This is a genomic window from Glutamicibacter sp. NPDC127525, assembly GCF_042672105.1.
Taxonomy (GTDB): Bacteria; Actinomycetota; Actinomycetes; order Actinomycetales; family Micrococcaceae; genus Glutamicibacter.
Window position 1 is genome coordinate 1,150,077 of sequence record NZ_JBHXVN010000001.1, and the last position, 19,343, is coordinate 1,169,419.

The window sequence follows — 19,343 nt, forward strand, 5'->3', positions numbered from 1 at the left end:
TTTTTTTGTTGTTGGTTGGTTTTTTTCTGGGGTTTCTTGTTTTCATTCAACCCGCCCTCGCCCAAAAATCAAATCTTACCGGGCTGGCGCCCCCCCCCCCCCCCCCCCCACGGCGATAGTCTTTAACTCCAGCAGTTCTCGGTCCGGAAGGCGTCCTCGTGAAGTCAGTGCGTTCTCTCTTAGATCCCTATGACCGGACCAATGATCCCGATGCTGTGGTGCACCGCCGCACCAGGACTGCCAAAGACGAGATCACCAGCCAATGGCCAGCGTGGCTCAGCGCTGAACTAGTTGGGATATTCCAGGGACTGGGCATCCAACAGCCTTGGCTACACCAGGCCCAAGCAGCCAACCTCATCCACGAGGGCCACCACACCATAGTTTCCACCGGTACCGCCTCAGGCAAGTCCATGGCCTACCTGATGCCAAGTCTGGAACAGTTGTACCAGGCGAAGGACAGCGGATTCAACGATGCTGATGCCGGTGCATCGGTGCTTTATATCTGCCCAACCAAAGCACTGGCAGCCGACCAGCTTTCCGCTGTGGAGTCCCTAGGCGTTCCCGGGGTCCGAGCCGCTCCCTACGATGGCGATACCGACCAGGCCACCCGTGCTTGGGTACGCCAGCACGCCAACTTCGTCTTCACCAACCCAGATATGCTGCACCGCGGCATCCTGCCCAACCATCCGGCCTGGTCCAGATTCTTCAAGCGCCTTCGCTACATCATTATCGACGAGGCCCATTCCTACCGTGGGGTCTTTGGCGCACACGTAGCCAACCTGATGCGCCGGTTGCGTCGCATTTGCGCCTATTACGGCAGCTGCCCGGTCTTCATCGGTGCGTCCGCGACGAGCTCAGACCCCGAAGCATCCTTCGGGCGTCTCATTGGGGCGCCAGCTCAAGCGGTGACCAACGATTTCTCCGCCAGCGGTGAACTGGTGATGGCCTTGTGGGAACCTCCGATGAGTGATCACCGCGGTGAAAACGGTGCGCCGGTACGGCGTACCGCCATCGCCGAGAGCGCTTCGATCCTCACCGATCTGATGGCTGATCATATTCGAACCATTGTCTTCATCAAGTCCCGCCGCGGTGCTGAAACAATCGCAACGCTCACCCGCAAGCATCTGGAAAAATTTGCACCGGATCTATCCGTCCGGCTTGCAGCGTACCGCTCGGGCTACTTGCCTAATGAACGCCGTGAGGTGGAAAAGCAATTGCGCAGTGGCGAGCTGCTGGGTGTCACCTCAACTTCGGCGCTGGAACTGGGTATCGATATTGCGGGGCTGGACGCGGTAGTGGTGGCTGGGTGGCCAGGCACCCGCGCATCGTTCTTCCAGCAAATCGGCCGTGCCGGACGTTCGGGCCAGGATGCGCTGGCGATCTTTGTCGCAGCTGAAGATCCGTTGGACACCTACCTGGCACATCATCCCGAAGCCATCTTCGATTTGGGTGTCGAAGCGACAGTCTTTGATCCGCAGAATAAGTATGTGCTTAGCGGCCACCTCTGCGCCGCCGCGCAAGAATCTCCCCTGCGCCCGGAGGAGTTGGAAATTTTCGGTCCGCAGACCGAACAGCTTCTGGATTCGCTGGTGCAACGCGGCTACTTGCGCCGGCGCCCGGCTGGATGGTTCTGGACGCATCCGCAACATGCGGCAGGGATGTTCTCCATTCGGGCCGATGGCGGTGGACCAGTGGACATCATCGATGCGGAAACCGGCGCTCTGCTAGGCACGATGGATTCCCCGCAAACGCATTATCAGGCGCATCCCGGGGCCATCTACGTCCATCAGGGTGCCAGCTACCATGTGGAAGAACTTGATGAGCAGAACCACGTGGTGATCGTGACTCGGGTGAATCCTGATTACTACACCACGGCGCGTGATCTCACCACGGTTGCCATTGATTCCGAGGAACGCAGCCGTAACCACCGAGAACTGACGATTCATTTCGGTGAAGTCACTGTGACCACCCAGGTCGTGTCTTTCCAGCGGAAGTCGGTGGCTTCTAATGAAGTGCTGTCCGAAGAACCGTTGGAGCTTGAAGCCCGGGATCTGAATACCAAGTCCATTTGGTTCACCCTGACCGAGCAGCGATTGCTTCGAGCTGGTTTGGAGGTAGATCAGTTCCCCGGAGCCTTGCATGCTGCCGAGCATGCCATGATCGGGTTGCTGCCGCTGGTTGCTACCAGCGACCGTTGGGATATCGGCGGAGTATCCACTGCGCTACACATGGATACCGGCCATCCGACAATTTTCGTCTATGACGCGCAGCCTGGCGGTGCTGGATTCGCCGAGCGTGGTTTCGAGCGCTTCACCGATTGGATCCGGGCCACCCGGGATGCCATCGAGGCCTGCGAATGCCAGCACGGCTGCCCAAGCTGCGTGCAGTCCCCCAAGTGCGGTAACCGCAATAATCCATTGGACAAGGCTGGAGCGATCTTGCTGTTGACGGCCGTGCTTGACGACGTGGAGCCAGCGCACCACCGCTAACCGCTTCCGCCATGCTCACCGCCCCGGTGCATCCAGTGGCGGTGCTCCCGCCCGTGCCTGGGCTTCGGCCAGATACAGTTCTATGCCCAGGGCACGGAATCCGACAGGAACGTTAGTCGTAACGCGCACCGACTGGCCGTCGGGTTCCACCGTGCATGCTGCCAGCAGTGCACCGTTGGATTCGGCCAACAACGCCGCAACTGTGCAGGGGTCCCCGGGGCGCAACCCGCGGGCCGTATCCGCAGCAGCCAGCGCCGACAGATCGGCGGCGCTGGCAGCCTGCATCGCGGCTCGGGTTGCTGCAACCCATGCTAAAACGGCACCGGCAATTAGCAGTGCAACAACCACGAGCGCTGTTGCCATGACCGTTCCGCTACCCTGTTCGCTTCGAAGGCTCCGCCGCTTTTTCATTCGACGGCCACACTGGCTTGTCCATGGATTTGAAGGCTGCCAACGATTGGAAGGCTCACCGATTTGCTGACGTGAACCTGCCAGTAGCCGTTGGCTGTTGAGAGCGAGAAACGGGCTTGGCTTCCTGCCAGCCTCACGCCGCTGGCGCGAGCGGTTGCATCGTCCTCGCCGCGGGCCAATTCCCTGGCCATGGCACCGGCTGCCTGCTGAACTTGGATCTGCTGGATCCCGACGACACCCAAGCACAAACCCAAGGACAGCATCATGGCAACCGCGGGTAGCAGCACCGCAAATTCGGCGGTACTGCTACCCGATTCGTCGCTGAAGCTCATGGCCTACAGCGACAGCGCTTTAGTAATCAGGCCCATCAGCATGCCACGTACGTCGCCGCTGGACAGGATGCTGATCAGCAAGCCGGCAAAAGCCACGGCAGCCAGCGTGACCATAGCAAATTCGGCGGTGGTGGATCCCTGCTCTTCTCGCAGCAGATCCCTGATTTCCCGGAACCGTCGGTTCATTGTGTTGTCCTTTCTAGACTGTCATCCCCGGCGTCGATACCGTGGATGTTGTGCTTCTACCATCGGCGAGAGCCGCGGGCAGCAACATGGGTTTCCTACGAGCTGGGCATAACCTTCGGCCGGGGATTACTGGTAGCTGGGGAATAGCGCGATGATCAGTGGAACCACGCCCAGGGCGATGAAAGCCGGCAGTGCGCAGGCCCCTAGAGGCAGTACGAGCCTGGTACCGAATTGTGCTCCGAGGCGCGCGACTTTCTGTGCATGTTCACGGCGTTGCAGAATCGCGGTATTTCGTAGCAGATTGGCTGCCGGCGCTCCGGTCATGTGGGCAAAGTGCAGTGCTTTCCGCAGCGGGTCGAGCCAGGGCGGAACGGCTTCCCAGGCTTTGTCCCACGCCATGTTCAATTCCAAGCAGCGCGCTACGCTGCGCAGCACCGCGCACTGTTCAATGCTGTGACCGAGCAGATCGAGGATCTCGGTGATGGGCATCCCCGAGTCCAACAGGCTGGCGCTCAGATCCAGGATCAGCTCGACAGGTTTTTCATCTTCCTGCCGTCTTTTCCCAAGGCACTGCGGCGCCTTGCCTTCTCGACTTTTCGAGTTGGGCCGTCCTAATGCCAAAGCGATGGAAAGCGCCCCTAGAAGCAGAATCAGAACGATCATGACAGTGCCTGGCTAGTGGTTGCCTGCATGAGCCGCCGGCACCAGATCCGGTTGGCGATCCACAGCAATGCTCCAATGAGCACGCTGAGTTGCGCCGCCCATGATCGGCCTATTGTGCCCAGAACATCAATGCCCACAAGCAGACCGAATCCAAACCCGACTAGTGGAAGCCATGTCAGCAACTTAGTCGTTGCTTTCGGGCCAGCCATAGCCGCCTCGAATGCTTGCTGGGCTACTAGGGCGCATTCGAGGTCTTCGGCTAGCCGTTCCAGCACATCGGCAAGGCTTGCGCCGCTGCGTTCGGAGAGTTCCAGGCACCAGTGCAGTCGTCGCACCGCTGGACCTTGTCCCTGCTCCGCCGGAAGACCGGGTCCGGGAGCGCTGTTGCTTAGCCGATGCGTTGCTTGGAGGTCTTTGAGCGCTCGGATGATGTTCCCGCTGTCGTCCTCGGCCTCCAGCAACGCATCAACTGCGGGATGGAAATCCAATCCGCTTCGGAGCAGCGCCGAGAGTTCACGAATGATGCGGGCATCGGTGCTCAGTACCTGGTCATCGTCCGTGTGGCGTTCCGCCCCGCGATCCCGGAGCCTGCGCAGGGAACCCGCTTTGATTTTGCTTGCCGGGTGCGCGGGGATCCACAGCCACAAGGCCAGTGCGCCAAAGATGAGGATCAGCATTGGTCAACGCTCCTTGGCGTGCTCATCGCCTAGCGCCTTGGCAATGGTGCACGTGAGCGATGGGCCAAATCTGTTCGCCAGGAAGTTGTGCCCGTAGTCGGCCAGCGGTTCGGCGGCGTCCAGGTCTATCAGGCGCCGCATGTGCATCTGGCCATCGCTACCGGTGTCCAGGCATCCAAGGGCCACCGGTCCGCGCTGCCCTTGGCTCCCCCTGTTCATGTGAATGACAAGATCCAAGGCGCTGGAGGCCTGCAACGAAGTCGCCTGCACGCTCCATCCGGCGAGCGCACCCAGCGCCGCCAAGCGGGCCGGAACTGACTGCGGGTTGTTGGCGTGCATGGTGCCTGCGGCTCCCTGATGCCCCGTGTTCATGGCTGCCAGAAAATCGCGTATTTCCTCCCCACGGCATTCGCCAACGACCAGACGGTCAGGGCGCATGCGCAGGGCTTGGACAACCAAATCCTTCAGCTGCACCTGGCCGGCAGATTCGACGTTGGCCGACCGGGTTTGCAAGGACACAACATGCGGGTGCGGTACATGCAGTTCTTGCGAGTCTTCCACGATGACCAGACGGTGCCGCGGATTGGCTTCGGCAAGCATGGCTTGCAGGAGGGTAGTTTTGCCGCTGCCTGTTCCTCCGGTAATCAGGAAGTTCATCTGGCGTTCCACGATGGCTTGAAGCAGCGGTAGCCAGAACCCGTTCGATCCTTCCAGGACGGTGCCCAGTTCGAGCTGGGCACTGCGCTTGACGCGAATCGAGATCAGCGGTCCGGCTGTGGCAATTGGAGGCAGTACAGCGTGGACGCGGTAATTCTTCAAGCTCATGTCCATGAACGGGCTAGCTGAATCGAGCCGTCGGCCCGCAAGGGTTGCAAGATGGACGGCCAGGGTCCGAACCTGCTCTGGGGAAGAAAACCGGAATTCGGTGGGCTGCAGGCCGGCCGGAGAATCCGTCCAGACCATCCCTTGCCCGTCGACCAGGACATCGGTCACCTCGGGCCGCTGTGCGAAAGGCTCGAGGATTGATAATCCTGCCACTTCGTTCTGCAGCGATTCCAGCGATTGTGCGGCACCTTGGGAACCCAGAGCCGCGCCGGAGTCGTGAACGGCTCCTGCCAAGGCAATCGCATCAAGCTGCCCGCCGGTGAGCAATGCGCGTTCACGCACGGATTCAAGGATTTTGGCATCCAGCACAGGCCCGCCCGTTGATGGGTTGGCGTTGTGGCTATGCCGGCCCGGGCTCATGGGTGCTGCTCCTTCATTTGCGGTATCAGGCAGAGGTTGGACAGGTGCTGGCGCAATGCCCGGGATTTGAAACTGTCGTATAATTGGCCGCGCTCGATCGCTTTGCTGATCCGGGGAAAATCGGGGAAGGCACCAAGAATCTGAGGAAAACCCGCAGGGGTGCTGCGTAGTTTCTGTTCCCCGCACAGCACCACTTCCCCAGAGGCTGGCACGGTCAGCGAACTGACAGTGGCGATATTCCGGTCTATGAATTGGTTCAGTGCCAGCCGTTGCGGATGCGGTGCGCGCCCGGCATCCACTACGACCAGATCGAATCCTTGCCGGGCGGCGGCCAGCAGGCGGATCACCAGCTGGTCCTCCAGCTCATGCGTTCTGCTTGCCTGGGACCAGGTCAAGATCGCGGTATCGCGAAGCTTCGGCAGCGTTTCAGCCAGTTGATGAGCAGCAAGCGCGCCACCGGATTGCCGCAATTCTTCCCATCCAATTCCCGTTGGCGGTTGGGTGCAAACCAGCGGCCAAGCGCCCTGGGAATGCGGATCCAGATCAATCATGGCGCTGCGAAGACCACTTAATGTCCCGGCATGCGCCAGCAACAGGGCCAGGGTCGTTGTTCCCAGCCCGCCTGCTGTGGAATGCAGTGCCAGTGTGTGTCCATGCCCTGCCCTCATGGCCCATAGACCCAGGTACTCGCCGAGCCATTGGCTGGCCGAGGGCAAAACTGCCACCCTTGCCTTGGGAATTCTGCTGGCCAAGCTCCACACGATGGCCTCGCCATCTTCCAGACCGACCAGGACATCCACCGGCCGGCTCGTATTTTCGGCTAGTGCTGCCATGTCGCTGCCCCACAGCACCGGCCCAGAACCATCGGCGGGCAGCAGCTGCGGGTCGGTGCATTTGTTGATTCTCACCGCCGCGCCGACCGCGATCACTGCGCATCGCTCAATAATCCGTGCATCGTTGCTCACGATGGTGCAGATCGGTTCATCTTCCGCCGTGTGGTCAGCCGCTGCCGGCCTCCTGGTGCTGTTCGGAGGCGCCTGCGCGAAATCCAGTTCAGTCATCACGAATCGTTGGGTGTCCTTCAGCGGTTTAGCCGATGAGGACTCTGATAGCCATTTCATGCATCGAGCGTGGCATCTGCCTAATCATTTGCGTGCCGCTCGCCAACCAACTGGGGATATCGGCCGCTGGCACGGCACAATAGATCCATGAGTGCCATCGCTTTCCTTGCTGCCGATCCTGATGGCTATGCCCTGATCGATCTTCGCGACCAGTATTCTGGCAACTCGCTGCAGCCGGTCGTCTCGGTATCCCGGGATGATTTTGCCGGATTTGTTGCCGAAATCGAAGCACGGCATTCGCCCCGATGGGCCATGCTCCGCACCACCCCGTGGATGCAGCCACTTGTTTCTGCGGGTGTTCATCTGGCCAAGGCCTGCATTCTCTCCTTGGCCCAACGCATCTTGCACCGCTCGCCGCTGAGTGAGGAAAAGCTCGAAGACTTCGATCTTGAACGACCAGTTCAGGCTCACGAAAGGGCCAACCAGGATGCGCTCTTTGCCGCCCCGACCTCCGGCGAATCCCTTTCCGAGCTCGTAGCCATGTACGTTGCCCAGCGCAAGGCGTTGCCGCAGGATCCCAGCACCCGTCAGCGTCTGGAATTATTGATCCACGCCGAATCGGTAGGTGCGTTGATTGCCTGCGAGATGGAAGCGGCCGGTTTGTCGTGGGATGAAGCCGGACACCGCGCCCTGCTGCGCGAGCAATTGGGCGAACGCGTATCCGACTATGGACGGCCGCCGAAACTCGCGGCCAAGGCCCAGCAATTGGCCAAGGCATTAGGCAGTCCCGGGCTCAATCCGGATTCGCCGCAGGAGCTGTTGCGCGCCCTGCATAAGGCCGGTTTCGCGGTGAGCTCGGTGCGGGCCTGGGAACTGGAGCAGATCAAGCATCCATTGATTTCTGAGGTTCTTGAATACAAGAAACTCTCGCGTCTTGCCAGCACCCATGGTGATGCGTGGTTGGATCAATGGGTGAAAGGCGGCCGTTTCCATCCGCATTATGTGCTGGGAACGGTGACTTCAGGACGCTGGGCCGCTTCTGGTGGCGGGGCGCTCCAATTGCCGCATTCCATCCGGCAGGTCGTGCGCACCCGTCCCGGCTCGACGTTTGTGGTGGCCGACGGGAGGCAACTGGAACCTCGAATCCTGGCAGCTATTTCCAATGACCAGCAATTGCAAAAAGCAGGCCAGCAAGATGACCTGTACCAGTGGCTGCTCGATGCCCAGCTCGTGGCTTCCCGAGATGAGGCCAAGCTGGGCATGCTCTCGGTCATCTACGGCGGTGGCGGCGGTGCTTCAGGTGCAGTGGGTGCGGCCCTGACCCGCAGTTTTCCCACCGCCATGCGTTTTGTCGAACAGGCAGCTCTTGCCGGCGAGCAAGGTGAAGGCGTGCGCAGTTTCCTCGGCCGCGGCTGCCCGCCAGCCGATGAGCAGTGGCTGCAGGCGCAGAAAGCTACCAACGATGAAGCATCGCAGCGGGCTGCTGACGGCGCGGCGAGAGCCCGCGGCCGGTTCACCAGGAACTTTGTCGTACAGGCGACCGCCGCGGAGTGGGCTTTGGTGTGGATGGGCCACGCACGGCACCTGATCCATCAGGCCGGGTGGAGCCAGACCTGCCGCCAGGTGTTCTTTGTCCATGACGAAATCGTCTTTGAATGCCCCACCGAATTGGCTGGGCAACTGCAGGAGCTCATCCGGCATGCGGCCATGCTCGCCGGGCGTTCCCTGTTCGGCCAGGCCTCGCCGCGCTTCCCGGTCAGTGTTGCGATCTCCGGGAACTACGCGGATGCGAAGTAGCCGGCTTCAGGCCATGCGCAGTTCACGGCGGTTGTTCCACGGCTGGGTCCAACCCAGCTCGTTGAACAGCCTGTCCAGCACGATCGCGGTGAAGCCCCAGATGATCCGGTCTTCAAAATCGAAGGCCGGGGACTTGAACTTCTGATTGCCGCGCTGCACCACGCCGGTCAGGCGATTCCTCGGCTCCAGCAGGTGCGCCACCGGGGCGCGGAATACGCCGGCGCTTTCGGCCGGGTCAGCCGGATAGACCCTGGATTCGGTATGCCACCAGCCAATCACCGGGGTGACCAGGAAGTTCGAAACCGGCAATTCGGTTTCCCCCAAGGTGCCCAGGACCTCGATCCCGGAGGTGTCCACGCCAGTTTCCTCCCACGCCTCGCGCAAGGCGGCGTCGGCAACGCTCGAATCCTCCTGGTCGATCCCGCCTCCGGGGAAAGCGATCTGGCCCGCGTGCTTGCGCAGGGTCGCGGCGCGCTCCACGAACAGCACGTCCAGATCGCCGGCCCGGGAGTGCGGCTCCAGGGCCGCTTCGCCGGCAGCACCGAACAGGATCAGGACCGCGGCACGGCGCGCAGCACCGAGCTCGATATCGCTCATCACCCATTCGCTGGGCAGTTTCTGCGTTGCCCCGACCTGTGCCGTGTGGCGGGCAATTACTTTTTCCAGTTCCAAGCGCGCGCTCATGCGTCCAATCCGTATCCTTCAGCCCTCAGCTCGCGGCGGGTTGCGCCGGCGATCATTTTCGCCAGCAATTCTTCCCGTCCTGGTGCGAGCTCATACTTGAGCAACGCTGTGGCCTTGGCAGGTATTTCCTCGCCGATGCCGAACGAGGGGCAAAGCTTGGCGATGGCGCAGGCCCCGCAGGCAGGTTTGCGCGAGTGGCAGACGCGGCGGCCATGGAAGACCACGCGGTGGCTGAGCATCGTCCAGTCGCGTTTTTCGAACAGTTCCCCCACCGCGTGCTCGACCTTGACCGGATCGGTTTCATCGGTCCACCCAAAGCGGTTGGCCAGGCGCCCGAAGTGGGTGTCCACGGTGATTCCGGGAACACCGAAGGCATTTCCCAGCACGACGTTGGCGGTTTTGCGTCCCACCCCGGGAAGCTTCACCAGCTCTTCGAGCTTGGCTGGCACTTCTCCGTCAAAGCGTTCAACCAAGGCGGCGGATAGCCCGAGCAGGGAGTCCGTCTTGGCGCGGAAGAAACCGGTGGGGCGGATCAGCTGCTCAAGCTCGCCCCGTTCGGCTTGGCTCATTGCGTGGGCGTCCGGGAAACGGGCGAAGAGCGCTGGAGTGATGGCATTGACCCGCACGTCGGTGGTCTGCGCGGAGAGCACGGTGGCTACCAGCAGTTCGAAGGGGTTCTCGAAGTCCAGTTCGGGCACCGCGTAGGGGTAGGCCTTCGCCAGTTCCCGGTTGATCTTGCGTGCCCGGCGCTTCAGCCCCAGCTCGGTTTCGTTGTCCAATTTCTTCGCCACGCTTTAGATCGTGTCATGAGGGCGTGAAGTTTTCACCCTTGGACACCACCTTGGCGTGCTGTTCATCGCGTGCAGCTAACCGCTCGGCGCACAAATTACCCCATTTCCCCTTTCCCGGTGACACAAAGCACACCGGCCCTGCTGGAGGATGTAACTTTGATCACAGGGAAATATTTGTGACTACGCGGAAGGACGCGAACCCAGTGAGTGATTCGAAAACCTTGGATAACCTGTCGACCGAAACCCGTTCCTTTGCCCCGAGCAAGGACTTCAGCGATCAGGCCATCGCAACGCAGGCCCGCTACGACGCAGCCAAGGCAGACCGCTTGGGCTATTGGGCGGACCAGGCACGCCAGGTACTGACCTGGGACACCGATTTCACTGAAACCTTGGACTGGTCGCAGGCACCGGTGGCCAAGTGGTTCGTCGGCGGCAAGCTCAACGCGGCCTACAACGCGCTGGACCGCCATGTGGAAAACGGCCTGGGCGACCGCGTCGCCATCTACTTCGAAGGCGAGCCGGGCGATACCCGCACCTACACTTACGCGCAGCTGACCGAAGAGGTCAAGAAGGCCGCCAACGCTTTCGAATCCCTGGGCGTGGCCAAGGGCGACCGCGTGGCCGTCTACCTGCCAATGATCCCGGAAGCCGTCATCACCATGCTGGCCTGCGCCCGCATCGGCGCCATCCACTCGGTGGTCTTCGGCGGCTTCTCCGCCGACGCGCTGCGCAGCCGCATCGATGATGCGGACGCCAAGCTCGTGGTCACCGCCGATGGCACCTGGCGCCGCGGCAAGCCGTCCTCGCTGAAGCCGGCAGTCGATGCGGCGCTGGAAGCACCGGGCCACACCGTGGAAAACGTTCTGGTGGTCAAGCGCAACGGCGAGCCCACCGAATTCGGCGCACTGGACAAGTGGTGGGATGACGTCGTCGGCACCGCCGCCACCGAGCACACTGCGGTAGCCCACGACTCCGAGCACCCGTTGTTCGTGCTGTATACCTCGGGCACCACTGGCAAGCCCAAGGGCATTGTGCACACCACCGGCGGCTTCTTGGCCCAGGGCGCCGTGACCCACCGCGACACCTTCGATTTGCACCCGGAAACCGACGTGTACTGGTGCACCGCGGACATCGGCTGGGTGACCGGCCATTCCTACGTCACCTACGCGCCGCTGGTCAACGGCGCCACCCAGGTGATCTACGAGGGCACCCCGGATACCCCGCACCAGGGCCGCTGGTGGGAACTGGTGGAAAAGTACGGCGTCACCATCCTGTACACCGCGCCCACCGCAATCCGCACCTTCATGAAGTGGGGCCGCGAGATCCCCGATGGCTACGACCTGTCCTCGCTGCGCGTGCTGGGTTCGGTGGGCGAACCGATCAACCCGGAAGCATGGATGTGGTACCGCGATGCCATCGGCACCAACAACGGCAAGAACGGCGAGCGCAAGGAACACCCGGCCCCGATCGTGGACACCTGGTGGCAGACCGAAACCGGCGCGCACATGATCGCTCCGCTGCCGGGTGTCACCGCAACCAAGCCGGGTTCGGCCCAGGTGGCCGTGCCGGGCATCGCCATTGACGTGGTGGATGAAGCCGGCGAATCCGTGGCCGACGGCGAGGGCGGCTTCCTCGTCATCCGCGAGCCGTGGCCAGCGATGCTGCGCGGCATCTGGGGCGACATGGAACGCTACAAGGACACCTACTGGTCGCGGTTCGAGAACATGTACTTCGCTGGCGACGGTGCGAAGAAGGACGCCGATGGCGATATCTGGCTGCTGGGCCGCGTGGATGACGTGATGAACGTCTCCGGGCACCGCCTGTCCACCACCGAGATCGAGTCCTCGCTGGTCGCCCACCCATACGTGGCAGAGGCCGCCGTGGTGGGAGCGAAGGACGAGACCACCGGCGAGGCCGTGGTGGCCTTCGTGATCCTGCAAACCGAGCCGGCGGAAGGCGAGGATGTGGTGGCGACCCTGCGCAACCACGTGGGCAAGGACATCGGCCCGATCGCCAAGCCGAAGCATGTGCTGGTGGTTCCGGAACTGCCTAAGACCCGCTCGGGCAAGATCATGCGCCGCCTGCTCAAGGACGTGGCCGAGGGCCGCGAGGTCGGCGATGCCACCACGCTGTCCGATTCAACGGTGATGAGCCAGATCGCGCAGTCCATGGGCAAATAGCCTCAGCACGCCCCAGTGCAGCAAGCCGCCGTTCGTCCACACCGCTGGTGTGGACGCACGGCGGCTTCTTGTATTACGGGGCCAAAGAATTCGGGCGGGAATTTCCCGGTTGTGTAATAGATTTGAGTTCATGACTGAGAACGCATCGAACACCATCTTGCTGCTCAACGGCCCCAACCTGAATCTGCTGGGCACCCGGGAGCCGGAAATCTATGGCCACGACACCCTGGCCGATGTTGAGCAGCTGGCCCGGGAAACCGCTGCGGCCCTCGGCTTCGAATTGCGCGCCTTGCAGTCCAACCATGAGGGTGTGCTCATCGACGCGATTCACGAGGCCCGCACTACCGCAGCCGGCATCATCATGAACCCCGGCGCATTCACCCATACATCTGTGGCTATTGCCGATGCCATCAGCGGCGTGCAGTTGCCAGCCATCGAGGTGCACATCTCGAACGTGCACAAGCGTGAAGCGTTCCGCCACCATTCCTTCATCTCGCCGGTAGCCAGCTCGATCATCATCGGTGCGGGCGTGCACGGCTACAAGCTGGCGGTTCAGCAGCTCGCGCATTTGCTGGGCAAATAGCCGCAAGCCCTAGCCGGTGACGCAGTCGCCTGTTTTGATGCTGGTGCGCCGATCGCCGCCCAGCTCCATGGCGTTCTCGATCTCTTCGAGGCTCAGGGCGAAGCCGACCTCGTCATCGCTGCGCGACTTGGCGAAGATCAAGCCCACCGCGTCGCCGGATTCATCCAGCAGCGGTCCGCCGGAATTGCCCTGGGCTACTTCCGCGGTGAGCTGGTAGACAGAGATTCGAGATGGGTCCGCGCCATAGATATTGGCAATGGAGACGAAGGCACGGGAAGCGATCAAGGCTCCGCGGATCTGCTGCGGGCCGCCCGCTGGGTGCCCGACAAAGGTTGCCGAGTCGCCGCGCATCAGGTCATCAGCGGCGAGGTCGATAGGCTCTGCCTCCAGCCCTTCGACGTAAAGCAGCGCGATGTCGGCCTTGGGATCGAAATAAACAACCTTTCCGCGGTGAACTTCGTCACCGCCGACCTCCACGGTTGCCGCGCTCAATCCGGCGACCACGTGCGCGTTGGTCATGACCAGCTCGTGGTCGACAACGAAGCCTGAGCCGGTCAGGTTCACACCGCATTGCACCGCGGTACCGGAGATCTTGGCGGCCGATTGGGCAGCGGCCAGCTGCAGGTCGTTAGCTGCCCATTCGGTGTTGGCCGGCGCCTGGACCGGGGGCGCGAAAGGCTCCAGGAATGCGGGGAGGGTTTCGGCGATCACCTTGGAGCGTGCGGTGGAAATCGCGGCATCGACAAACTCGGGTGTCAGGCCACGAATCGAGTCGATCATCTTGGACTTGCTGATCTCCAGCGAAAGCCTTGGAATACCCATGCTTGAAGTGGAAAAGGCCAAGCCACCGATGATTGTGGCGGTAATGAACACCGACAGCACGCCACCGGCAATGCGGTCCGCGGCACGCAGGAAATCGACATTCATCCAGTGGCGGATGCGGGTTGCAATCACCCGTCCCAGAGCTTGCCCGAGAATGATCAGCACGGCTGCGGTAGCTATCATCAGGCCGACCCGCCACCAGGGGTTCGTGGCGAAGGTGGAAACCAGCGGGATGGCGAAGAATGCGGCGACGCCGCCGACAATCAGGCCGAGCATGTCGCCAATGGTCAGCAGAAAACCTCGACGAACTCCAACAACGAAAAACGTCAGCAAAACAGCGCAGATGACTACGTCGAGCCAGCTGAAAATTCCGAGCACCAAGACCCCAGTTCATTCATAAAGTTCGTATAGACCCAAGGTACCCTTAGAAGCTGATGGATTTCTGCGAGCAGATTCGCGAGTTTTAGTCGAATGTGCGTGATTTTCAACATTTTCTTGGTTAAACCACGTGTGGAAACTGTCACATTGTTACCGAATACGGCACAATGAAGTAAGCGCCTACTACTGTTGACAGGAGATTTAATGGATATCGAGGTACTGCGTCGCGCGCCACTGTTTGCGTCGCTTGGTGATGAAGTATTCGCCGCGCTAACCGAAGAATTGACCGAGGTTGATCTCTCCCGCGGCGCATCGGTGTTCCGTGAAGGCGATCAGGGTGACCGTCTGTACTTCATCGTTTCGGGCAAGATCAAGCTGGGTCGCACCTCTTCGGATGGTCGCGAGAACCTGATTGCTGTTCTTGGCCCAGGCGAACTGTTTGGCGAGATGGCATTGTTCGATCCACACCCACGCAACGCAACTGCAACCGCCGTGTCCGAGACCCGCTTGGCGGGCCTGAGCCACGAGAACATGCGCAAGGCTATCTTGAACTCCCCTGAGGTCTCGATCCAGCTGCTGCAGGCTCTGGCTGCACGTCTGCGTCGTACCAATGAGTCCCTGGCCGATCTGGTCTTCTCTGACGTTCCTGGCCGTGTTGCCAAGGCTCTGTTGGATCTGGCTGACCGCTTCGGTCGCCCAGCTACCGACGGCATCCTGGTTGCCCACGAACTGACTCAGGAAGAGCTGGCTCAGCTCGTTGGTGCTTCCCGCGAAACCGTGAACAAGGCTCTGGCCGAGTTCGTGCAGCGCGGCTGGCTGCGCCTGGAAGCACGCGCCGTCGTGATCCTGGATATCCAGCGTCTGCGCCAGCGCTCGCGCTAAACCGCAGTGATGCAAACAGGCCGGGAATCCTTCAAGGATTCCCGGCCTGCTTTGTTTAAGTTCTGCTCTCAGTGCCCGGCAGTAGTCTGCCATGGGCGGGAGGATTCAGCGCTCATGGAGCCAAGGACTTCCAGATAGTAAATGCCATCGCGCACCAGCAGGTCCGGATGCTTGAGATTCAACGAACGGGCCCGCGAAAGGTAGGCGACCACTCCATTGGCCTCCGCCATGGCTTCCAGGATCATTTCCACCGCCGGGTAGCTGATCTCCGAGAGCGCGAGTTTCACTGTGTTGGGTTGGCCAACGCTGTCCCCCAGCTCGCTGGTGCTGCGTTTGGCCAATATTTCCCCGGCGGCACACCAGCGCCCCCATTTGCCTTTGCCGCGCAGCAAGGCAGCCTCCTGGCGGTTGGGCACGGTGGCAGTGAAGTACCAGGTGTCGAAACGGCGCAGGGCAAAGTTCGGGTTGAGCCAGTGGGATACCGGACGCAAAAGGTCTGTGCGCAAGCCCAGTCCGCGGCGGCGCAGGAATTCGTCGAAGGCCAGGTCCTGTCCGGCGATTGCTTCGCGGGCGGTCATCCAGTCTTCTGCATCGGTCATTTCGACCACGGATTGCTCATCGGTGCCGGCCAGCAGGATTCCGGTCTCTTCGAAAAGCTCGCGAATGGCGCAAACGATGTATGCCTGCGCCAACTGCTGGTCCAGCATGTCCATGCGCTTGGACCATTGGGACAGGCTCGGACCGAACCATTGGTAGGTGGCACGGTCGCTCGCCTCGTGGCTGCCGCCTGGAAAGGCCACGTTGCCCAGTGGGGAGCCCCCGGGGCGATAAGTCAGATAGGTCTCCACGCCGTGGGAAGAATCCCTCACAAGGCAGATGGAGGACGCGCGCCGCGGGGTGCGCGGCGTGCGCGAACCGAAAGAGAACCAGTTTTCGGCGGTGGCAATTTGATGCGGTGGCAAATCAAAGAGCCGGCGCACCATACCGCTGCGCGGCCCCGCCGGGAATGCCCGTCGGGACCGCGCAGCAGGAAGCTGGCTTGAATTACTCAAATTCGGCGATGACCTCGACCTCGACAGGTGCATCCAGCGGCAGAACGGCAACGCCGACGGCCGAGCGTGCGTGCAAGCCTGCATCGCCGAGTACCTCGCCGAAGAACTCCGATGCCCCGTTGATGACGCCTGGCTGTCCGGTGAAGTCCGGTGCCGACGACACGAAACCGACAACCTTCACGATGCGCTTAATGCGATCTAGATCACCAATTTCGGCCTTGATGGCGGCTAGCGCGTTAAGCGCAGCGGTCTGCGCCTGTGCCTTCGCCTCCTCGGCCGAAACCTCGGCACCAACCTTTCCAACGGCTGTGAGTTCACCCTTAATCAGCGGAAGCTGGCCGGAGGTGTAGACATAGTTGCCGGTGGTAACGGCTGGCAGGTAGGCGGCTACCGGCTTTGCCACAGCTGGCAAGGCATGACCGAGCTCGGCCAGACGGGCCTCGACACGCGAGGAAGTAGCTTCTTGCATGGGATTTCTCCTTCAGTAAATGTTGTTGCTAGTTACGCTTTCGGACGCTTCATGTAGGCCACTGGAGATGAGCCGTTGGGGCCTGGAACCACGGTTACCAGCTCCCAGCCATCGTCACCCCACTGGTCCAAAATCTGCTTCGTAGCGTGAATCAAAAGCGGCAAAGTGGCGTATTCCCATTTAGTCATACTCGATACGTTAGCGCGTCCTTGTAAACTAGTGGGTATGGCAGCCAAGAAGTCCCCTTTTTTTGATACCGCTACCACCCTGGGAAAAGTCGTTGCATTCTTCGGAATCAGCGCCCTGTGTGGTGTGCTCGCAGCAGGCATGCTCGTGCCCATTGCAGCTATCGCAAAAACCGGTTTGAGCACCGGTAACAACATCGTCAGCGCGCTCCCGAGCTCGTTTGAAAAGCTCCCCATCCCGGAGCCTTCCACGATCCTTGACGCTGATGGCAAGGCCATTGCGAACTTCTACCAGCAAAATCGCCAGCCTGTGAAGCTAGATGACATCTCGCCGAACATGCGCAAGGCGATCATCTCGGTGGAAGACGAGCGTTTCTACGAGCACAAGGGCATCGACCCCAAGGGCATCGCCCGTGCAGTAGTTGGCAACCTCACCTCTTCGAGCCGCTCTGGTGCGTCCACCCTGACCCAGCAGTACGTGAACAACCTGCTGGTGAATAACCAGGTGCTCACCGGTTCGGACGAATCCACTGTGTCCGGCCAGAAGGGCTACTCGGATAAGATCCGCGAGCTGAAGTACGCGGTGGCCATCGAGAAGGAAATGTCCAAGGACCAGATCCTGGAAGGCTACCTGAACCTGGTGCTCTTCTCGGGTCGCGAGTACGGCGTTCAGGCTGCCGCTCAACGCTTCTACTCAACCGATGCCAAGGACTTGAACGTGCAGCAGTCGGCCATGCTTGCCGGCATGGTCCAGCTGCCAAACGTCTACAACCCGATCAACAACCCTGAGCGATCCATCGACCGCCGCAACAAGGTGCTGGGCAACATGTACCGCACCGGCGCAATCACCAAGAAGGAATACGACAAGGCGGTGAAGTCGGATCTGGAACTGGATCCGCGCACGTCGCCTTCCGGTTGCACCGCAGCCAAGGAAAATGCGTATTTCTGCGACTATGTCACCAATCTGATCCTTTCCGATGACACCTATGGCAAGACCAAGGAAGATCGTGAAGGCCTTCTGTACCGTGGCGGCTTGACCATCAAGACCACCCTGAACAGCAAGCTGAACAAGAAAGCCGCCAAGGACGCTCGAGCTTCGATCGACCCCAAGGCCAAGTCCAACTCCGACGTTTACGCATCGATCGTTTCGGTCGAACCGGGCTCCGGCAAGATCTTGACCATGGCGCAGAACACCACTTACGGTCCGGAGATCGAAGGCACTGGCGAAAACACCTACTACAACTTCGCCGTAGAACGTTCGCTCGGAGGTGCCGGTGGCTTCCAGGGCGGTTCCACTATGAAGCCTTATACCACTTTGGCTTGGCTCAAAGAGGGGCACAATATGTGGGACACCATCAATGCCAAGCGTCAGGCATTCATGCCAGGCTACAAGTTCCGCGCTTCCTGCCTACCGGGCGGCACGTCAACCGTCGGAGCCAAATGGGAACCCAAGAATGCGTCTCGGGGTTTCTATCGCAAGATGAAGGTCAATTACGGTCTGAAATGGTCAATCAACTCCGCGACCGTGCAGGAAGCAACCAAACTTGATCTGTGCAACATCACGGACTACATCGATGCGCTGGGCGTCAAATCACAGGAAGCAGGCAAGGGAGGCACTCCGGCCCCATTCAGCCCTGCTAACCCCTCATTTATCATCGGTTCTGAGAAAATCACTCCTCTGTCCCAGGCCGCTGCTTTCGCAGCTTTTGCCAATAGAGGCGAGTACTGCGAACCACGTGCGCTGACCAGCGTGACTGACAAGGACGGCAACGAATACAAGGTCAAGAAGGAATCCTGCTCGCAAGAAGTAGATCCGACCTACATTGCGGACCTGAATGGCACTCTGAGCGATATTGCGAAGAACCGCGTTGCTAAGGGAGCAATTAGCGTTCCAATTGCTGGCAAGACCGGTACCAACAACGGTGCCACGTCCACGTGGTTTGTCGGCTACACCTCAGGCATTTCCAGCGCTGCATGGGTCGGCCGACTCAGGGGCCAGGGCGAAGAAGTTAAAGAAAATTGGATGCACAACGCCATGATCAATGACACTCGGGCCCCGGACATGGTCGACTCCTCGACGTACGCCGCTCCGCTGTGGGTCAATTTCATGGAAGAAGCTGTTTACGAATACGAGCACAACAACTTCGGTTCGGCCCGTCGCCAGCCGCCTCCGCCAAAGCCGAAGGAAGAAGACGATTCCAAGTCCGACTCGGATGAGAAGGACAATGACAAGGAAGAGTCGAAGGAAGATTCCAAGCCTAAGGAAGAATCCTCGCCGAAGCCCGACTCCGATAACAAAGGCAACGGAAACGGCAATGGAAACGGCAACGGCAAGAAGTCCGATGACTAGCTGAATATTCGAAAGGCCGCGTTCAACTTTGGTTGGACGCGGCCTTTCGGTTTAGATTGGCATAGGAGAACTCCACCAGAAGTTGCCTCCGGGCTTGAAAGGACGA

General features: G+C 60.7%; 18 protein-coding genes. 6 read left to right on the forward strand and 12 right to left on the reverse strand.

The window, feature by feature from the left end; all coding sequences use genetic code 11:
* Window positions 1-158 precede the first annotated feature (158 nt).
* Window positions 159-2,489, forward strand: coding sequence for a DEAD/DEAH box helicase (locus ACFVHU_RS05420; protein ID WP_133833579.1), 2,331 nt, complete (start codon window positions 159-161; stop codon window positions 2,487-2,489).
* 15 nt (window positions 2,490-2,504) lie between these two features.
* On the opposite strand, the gene ACFVHU_RS05425 is transcribed toward ACFVHU_RS05420, so the two are convergent.
* The 7 genes from ACFVHU_RS05425 to ACFVHU_RS05455 form a co-directional block, all read right to left on the reverse strand.
* The gene (locus ACFVHU_RS05425) at window positions 2,505-2,900 is read right to left on the reverse strand and encodes an Rv3654c family TadE-like protein (RefSeq protein WP_133833578.1); all 396 of its coding nucleotides are present in this window, start codon (window positions 2,898-2,900) and stop codon (window positions 2,505-2,507) included.
* Complete coding sequence (locus ACFVHU_RS05430) at window positions 2,897-3,232, reverse strand: TadE family type IV pilus minor pilin (protein WP_105656969.1); 336 nt, start codon at window positions 3,230-3,232, stop codon at window positions 2,897-2,899. Before ACFVHU_RS05430 ends, ACFVHU_RS05425 begins: the two co-directional genes overlap by 4 nt.
* 3 nt (window positions 3,233-3,235) lie before the next feature.
* On the reverse strand, window positions 3,236-3,418 hold the full coding sequence (locus tag ACFVHU_RS05435) for a DUF4244 domain-containing protein (protein ID WP_105656970.1): 183 nt from the start codon (window positions 3,416-3,418) through the stop codon (window positions 3,236-3,238).
* A 126-nt stretch (window positions 3,419-3,544) separates the two neighbouring features.
* Window positions 3,545-4,081 (reverse strand): type II secretion system F family protein, encoded by a 537-nt coding sequence (locus ACFVHU_RS05440; protein ID WP_388022889.1) that lies wholly within the window; start codon window positions 4,079-4,081, stop codon window positions 3,545-3,547.
* Window positions 4,078-4,758, reverse strand: a complete 681-nt coding sequence (locus ACFVHU_RS05445) for a type II secretion system F family protein (RefSeq protein ID WP_133833576.1) — start codon at window positions 4,756-4,758, stop codon at window positions 4,078-4,080. Before ACFVHU_RS05445 ends, ACFVHU_RS05440 begins: the two co-directional genes overlap by 4 nt.
* A 3-nt stretch (window positions 4,759-4,761) precedes the next feature.
* Entirely contained in the window at window positions 4,762-6,003 is a 1,242-nt protein-coding gene (locus ACFVHU_RS05450) for a TadA family conjugal transfer-associated ATPase (RefSeq protein ID WP_133833575.1), read from the reverse strand.
* Window positions 6,000-7,124 carry a hypothetical protein gene (locus ACFVHU_RS05455; RefSeq protein WP_133833574.1) on the reverse strand — a complete coding sequence of 375 codons (1,125 nt, stop codon included), beginning with the start codon at window positions 7,122-7,124 and terminating at the stop codon, window positions 6,000-6,002. Before ACFVHU_RS05455 ends, ACFVHU_RS05450 begins: the two co-directional genes overlap by 4 nt.
* Before the next feature lie 87 nt (window positions 7,125-7,211).
* Between ACFVHU_RS05455 and ACFVHU_RS05460 the strand changes: the two genes are divergently transcribed.
* The gene (locus ACFVHU_RS05460; RefSeq protein ID WP_133833573.1) at window positions 7,212-8,861 is read left to right on the forward strand and encodes a bifunctional 3'-5' exonuclease/DNA polymerase; all 1,650 of its coding nucleotides are present in this window, start codon (window positions 7,212-7,214) and stop codon (window positions 8,859-8,861) included.
* A gap of 6 nt (window positions 8,862-8,867) precedes the next feature.
* Here ACFVHU_RS05460 and ACFVHU_RS05465 read toward each other — a convergent pair whose 3' ends face one another.
* Window positions 8,868-9,545 carry a CoA pyrophosphatase gene (locus ACFVHU_RS05465; RefSeq protein WP_105656976.1) on the reverse strand — a complete coding sequence of 226 codons (678 nt, stop codon included), beginning with the start codon at window positions 9,543-9,545 and terminating at the stop codon, window positions 8,868-8,870.
* Window positions 9,542-10,336, reverse strand: coding sequence for an endonuclease III (gene nth, locus ACFVHU_RS05470; RefSeq protein ID WP_105656977.1), 795 nt, complete (start codon window positions 10,334-10,336; stop codon window positions 9,542-9,544). Before nth ends, ACFVHU_RS05465 begins: the two co-directional genes overlap by 4 nt.
* 203 nt (window positions 10,337-10,539) lie before the next feature.
* Between nth and acs the strand changes: the two genes are divergently transcribed.
* Both acs and aroQ read left to right on the forward strand, forming a co-directional pair.
* Entirely contained in the window at window positions 10,540-12,516 is a 1,977-nt protein-coding gene (acs, locus tag ACFVHU_RS05475) for an acetate--CoA ligase (protein WP_105656978.1), read from the forward strand.
* Between the two features lie 130 nt (window positions 12,517-12,646).
* On the forward strand, window positions 12,647-13,099 hold the full coding sequence (gene aroQ, locus ACFVHU_RS05480) for a type II 3-dehydroquinate dehydratase (protein WP_105656979.1): 453 nt from the start codon (window positions 12,647-12,649) through the stop codon (window positions 13,097-13,099).
* Window positions 13,100-13,108: 9 nt separating this feature from the next.
* On the opposite strand, the gene ACFVHU_RS05485 is transcribed toward aroQ, so the two are convergent.
* On the reverse strand, window positions 13,109-14,299 hold the full coding sequence (locus tag ACFVHU_RS05485; protein ID WP_286134139.1) for a MarP family serine protease: 1,191 nt from the start codon (window positions 14,297-14,299) through the stop codon (window positions 13,109-13,111).
* 204 nt (window positions 14,300-14,503) lie between these two features.
* On the opposite strand from ACFVHU_RS05485, the gene ACFVHU_RS05490 reads away from it, so the two are divergent.
* Window positions 14,504-15,181: a Crp/Fnr family transcriptional regulator gene (locus ACFVHU_RS05490; protein ID WP_022874282.1), complete on the forward strand. Its 678-nt coding sequence runs from the start codon at window positions 14,504-14,506 to the stop codon at window positions 15,179-15,181.
* A gap of 68 nt (window positions 15,182-15,249) precedes the next feature.
* Here the strand turns inward: ACFVHU_RS05490 and ACFVHU_RS05495 are convergent, their stop codons facing one another.
* Together ACFVHU_RS05495 and ACFVHU_RS05500 are read right to left on the reverse strand one after the other, a co-directional pair.
* Window positions 15,250-16,164, reverse strand: coding sequence for an NUDIX hydrolase (locus ACFVHU_RS05495; protein WP_388022983.1), 915 nt, complete (start codon window positions 16,162-16,164; stop codon window positions 15,250-15,252).
* Between the two features lie 61 nt (window positions 16,165-16,225).
* Window positions 16,226-16,702: a RidA family protein gene (locus ACFVHU_RS05500; RefSeq protein ID WP_105656982.1), complete on the reverse strand. Its 477-nt coding sequence runs from the start codon at window positions 16,700-16,702 to the stop codon at window positions 16,226-16,228.
* A gap of 225 nt (window positions 16,703-16,927) precedes the next feature.
* On the opposite strand from ACFVHU_RS05500, the gene ACFVHU_RS05505 reads away from it, so the two are divergent.
* Window positions 16,928-19,237, forward strand: a complete 2,310-nt coding sequence (locus tag ACFVHU_RS05505) for a transglycosylase domain-containing protein (protein WP_388022895.1) — start codon at window positions 16,928-16,930, stop codon at window positions 19,235-19,237.
* The last annotated feature ends 106 nt before the right edge of the window (window positions 19,238-19,343 follow it).

Coding starts and splice junctions, on each gene's coding strand:
- ACFVHU_RS05425 (WP_133833578.1), bottom strand. CDS start 2,900: ATGAAAAAGCGGCGGAGCCTTCGAAGCGAACAGGGTAGCGGAACGGTC.
- ACFVHU_RS05505 (WP_388022895.1), top strand. CDS start 16,928: ATGGCAGCCAAGAAGTCCCCTTTTTTTGATACCGCTACCACCCTGGGA.
- ACFVHU_RS05440 (WP_388022889.1), bottom strand. CDS start 4,081: ATGATCGTTCTGATTCTGCTTCTAGGGGCGCTTTCCATCGCTTTGGCA.
- ACFVHU_RS05450 (WP_133833575.1), bottom strand. CDS start 6,003: ATGAGCCCGGGCCGGCATAGCCACAACGCCAACCCATCAACGGGCGGG.
- ACFVHU_RS05455 (WP_133833574.1), bottom strand. CDS start 7,124: ATGAAATGGCTATCAGAGTCCTCATCGGCTAAACCGCTGAAGGACACC.
- ACFVHU_RS05500 (WP_105656982.1), bottom strand. CDS start 16,702: ATGCAAGAAGCTACTTCCTCGCGTGTCGAGGCCCGTCTGGCCGAGCTC.
- ACFVHU_RS05465 (WP_105656976.1), bottom strand. CDS start 9,545: ATGAGCGCGCGCTTGGAACTGGAAAAAGTAATTGCCCGCCACACGGCA.
- ACFVHU_RS05490 (WP_022874282.1), top strand. CDS start 14,504: ATGGATATCGAGGTACTGCGTCGCGCGCCACTGTTTGCGTCGCTTGGT.
- ACFVHU_RS05460 (WP_133833573.1), top strand. CDS start 7,212: ATGAGTGCCATCGCTTTCCTTGCTGCCGATCCTGATGGCTATGCCCTG.
- ACFVHU_RS05495 (WP_388022983.1), bottom strand. CDS start 16,164: ATGGTGCGCCGGCTCTTTGATTTGCCACCGCATCAAATTGCCACCGCC.
- ACFVHU_RS05445 (WP_133833576.1), bottom strand. CDS start 4,758: ATGCTGATCCTCATCTTTGGCGCACTGGCCTTGTGGCTGTGGATCCCC.
- ACFVHU_RS05435 (WP_105656970.1), bottom strand. CDS start 3,418: ATGAACCGACGGTTCCGGGAAATCAGGGATCTGCTGCGAGAAGAGCAG.
- aroQ (WP_105656979.1), top strand. CDS start 12,647: ATGACTGAGAACGCATCGAACACCATCTTGCTGCTCAACGGCCCCAAC.
- ACFVHU_RS05430 (WP_105656969.1), bottom strand. CDS start 3,232: ATGAGCTTCAGCGACGAATCGGGTAGCAGTACCGCCGAATTTGCGGTG.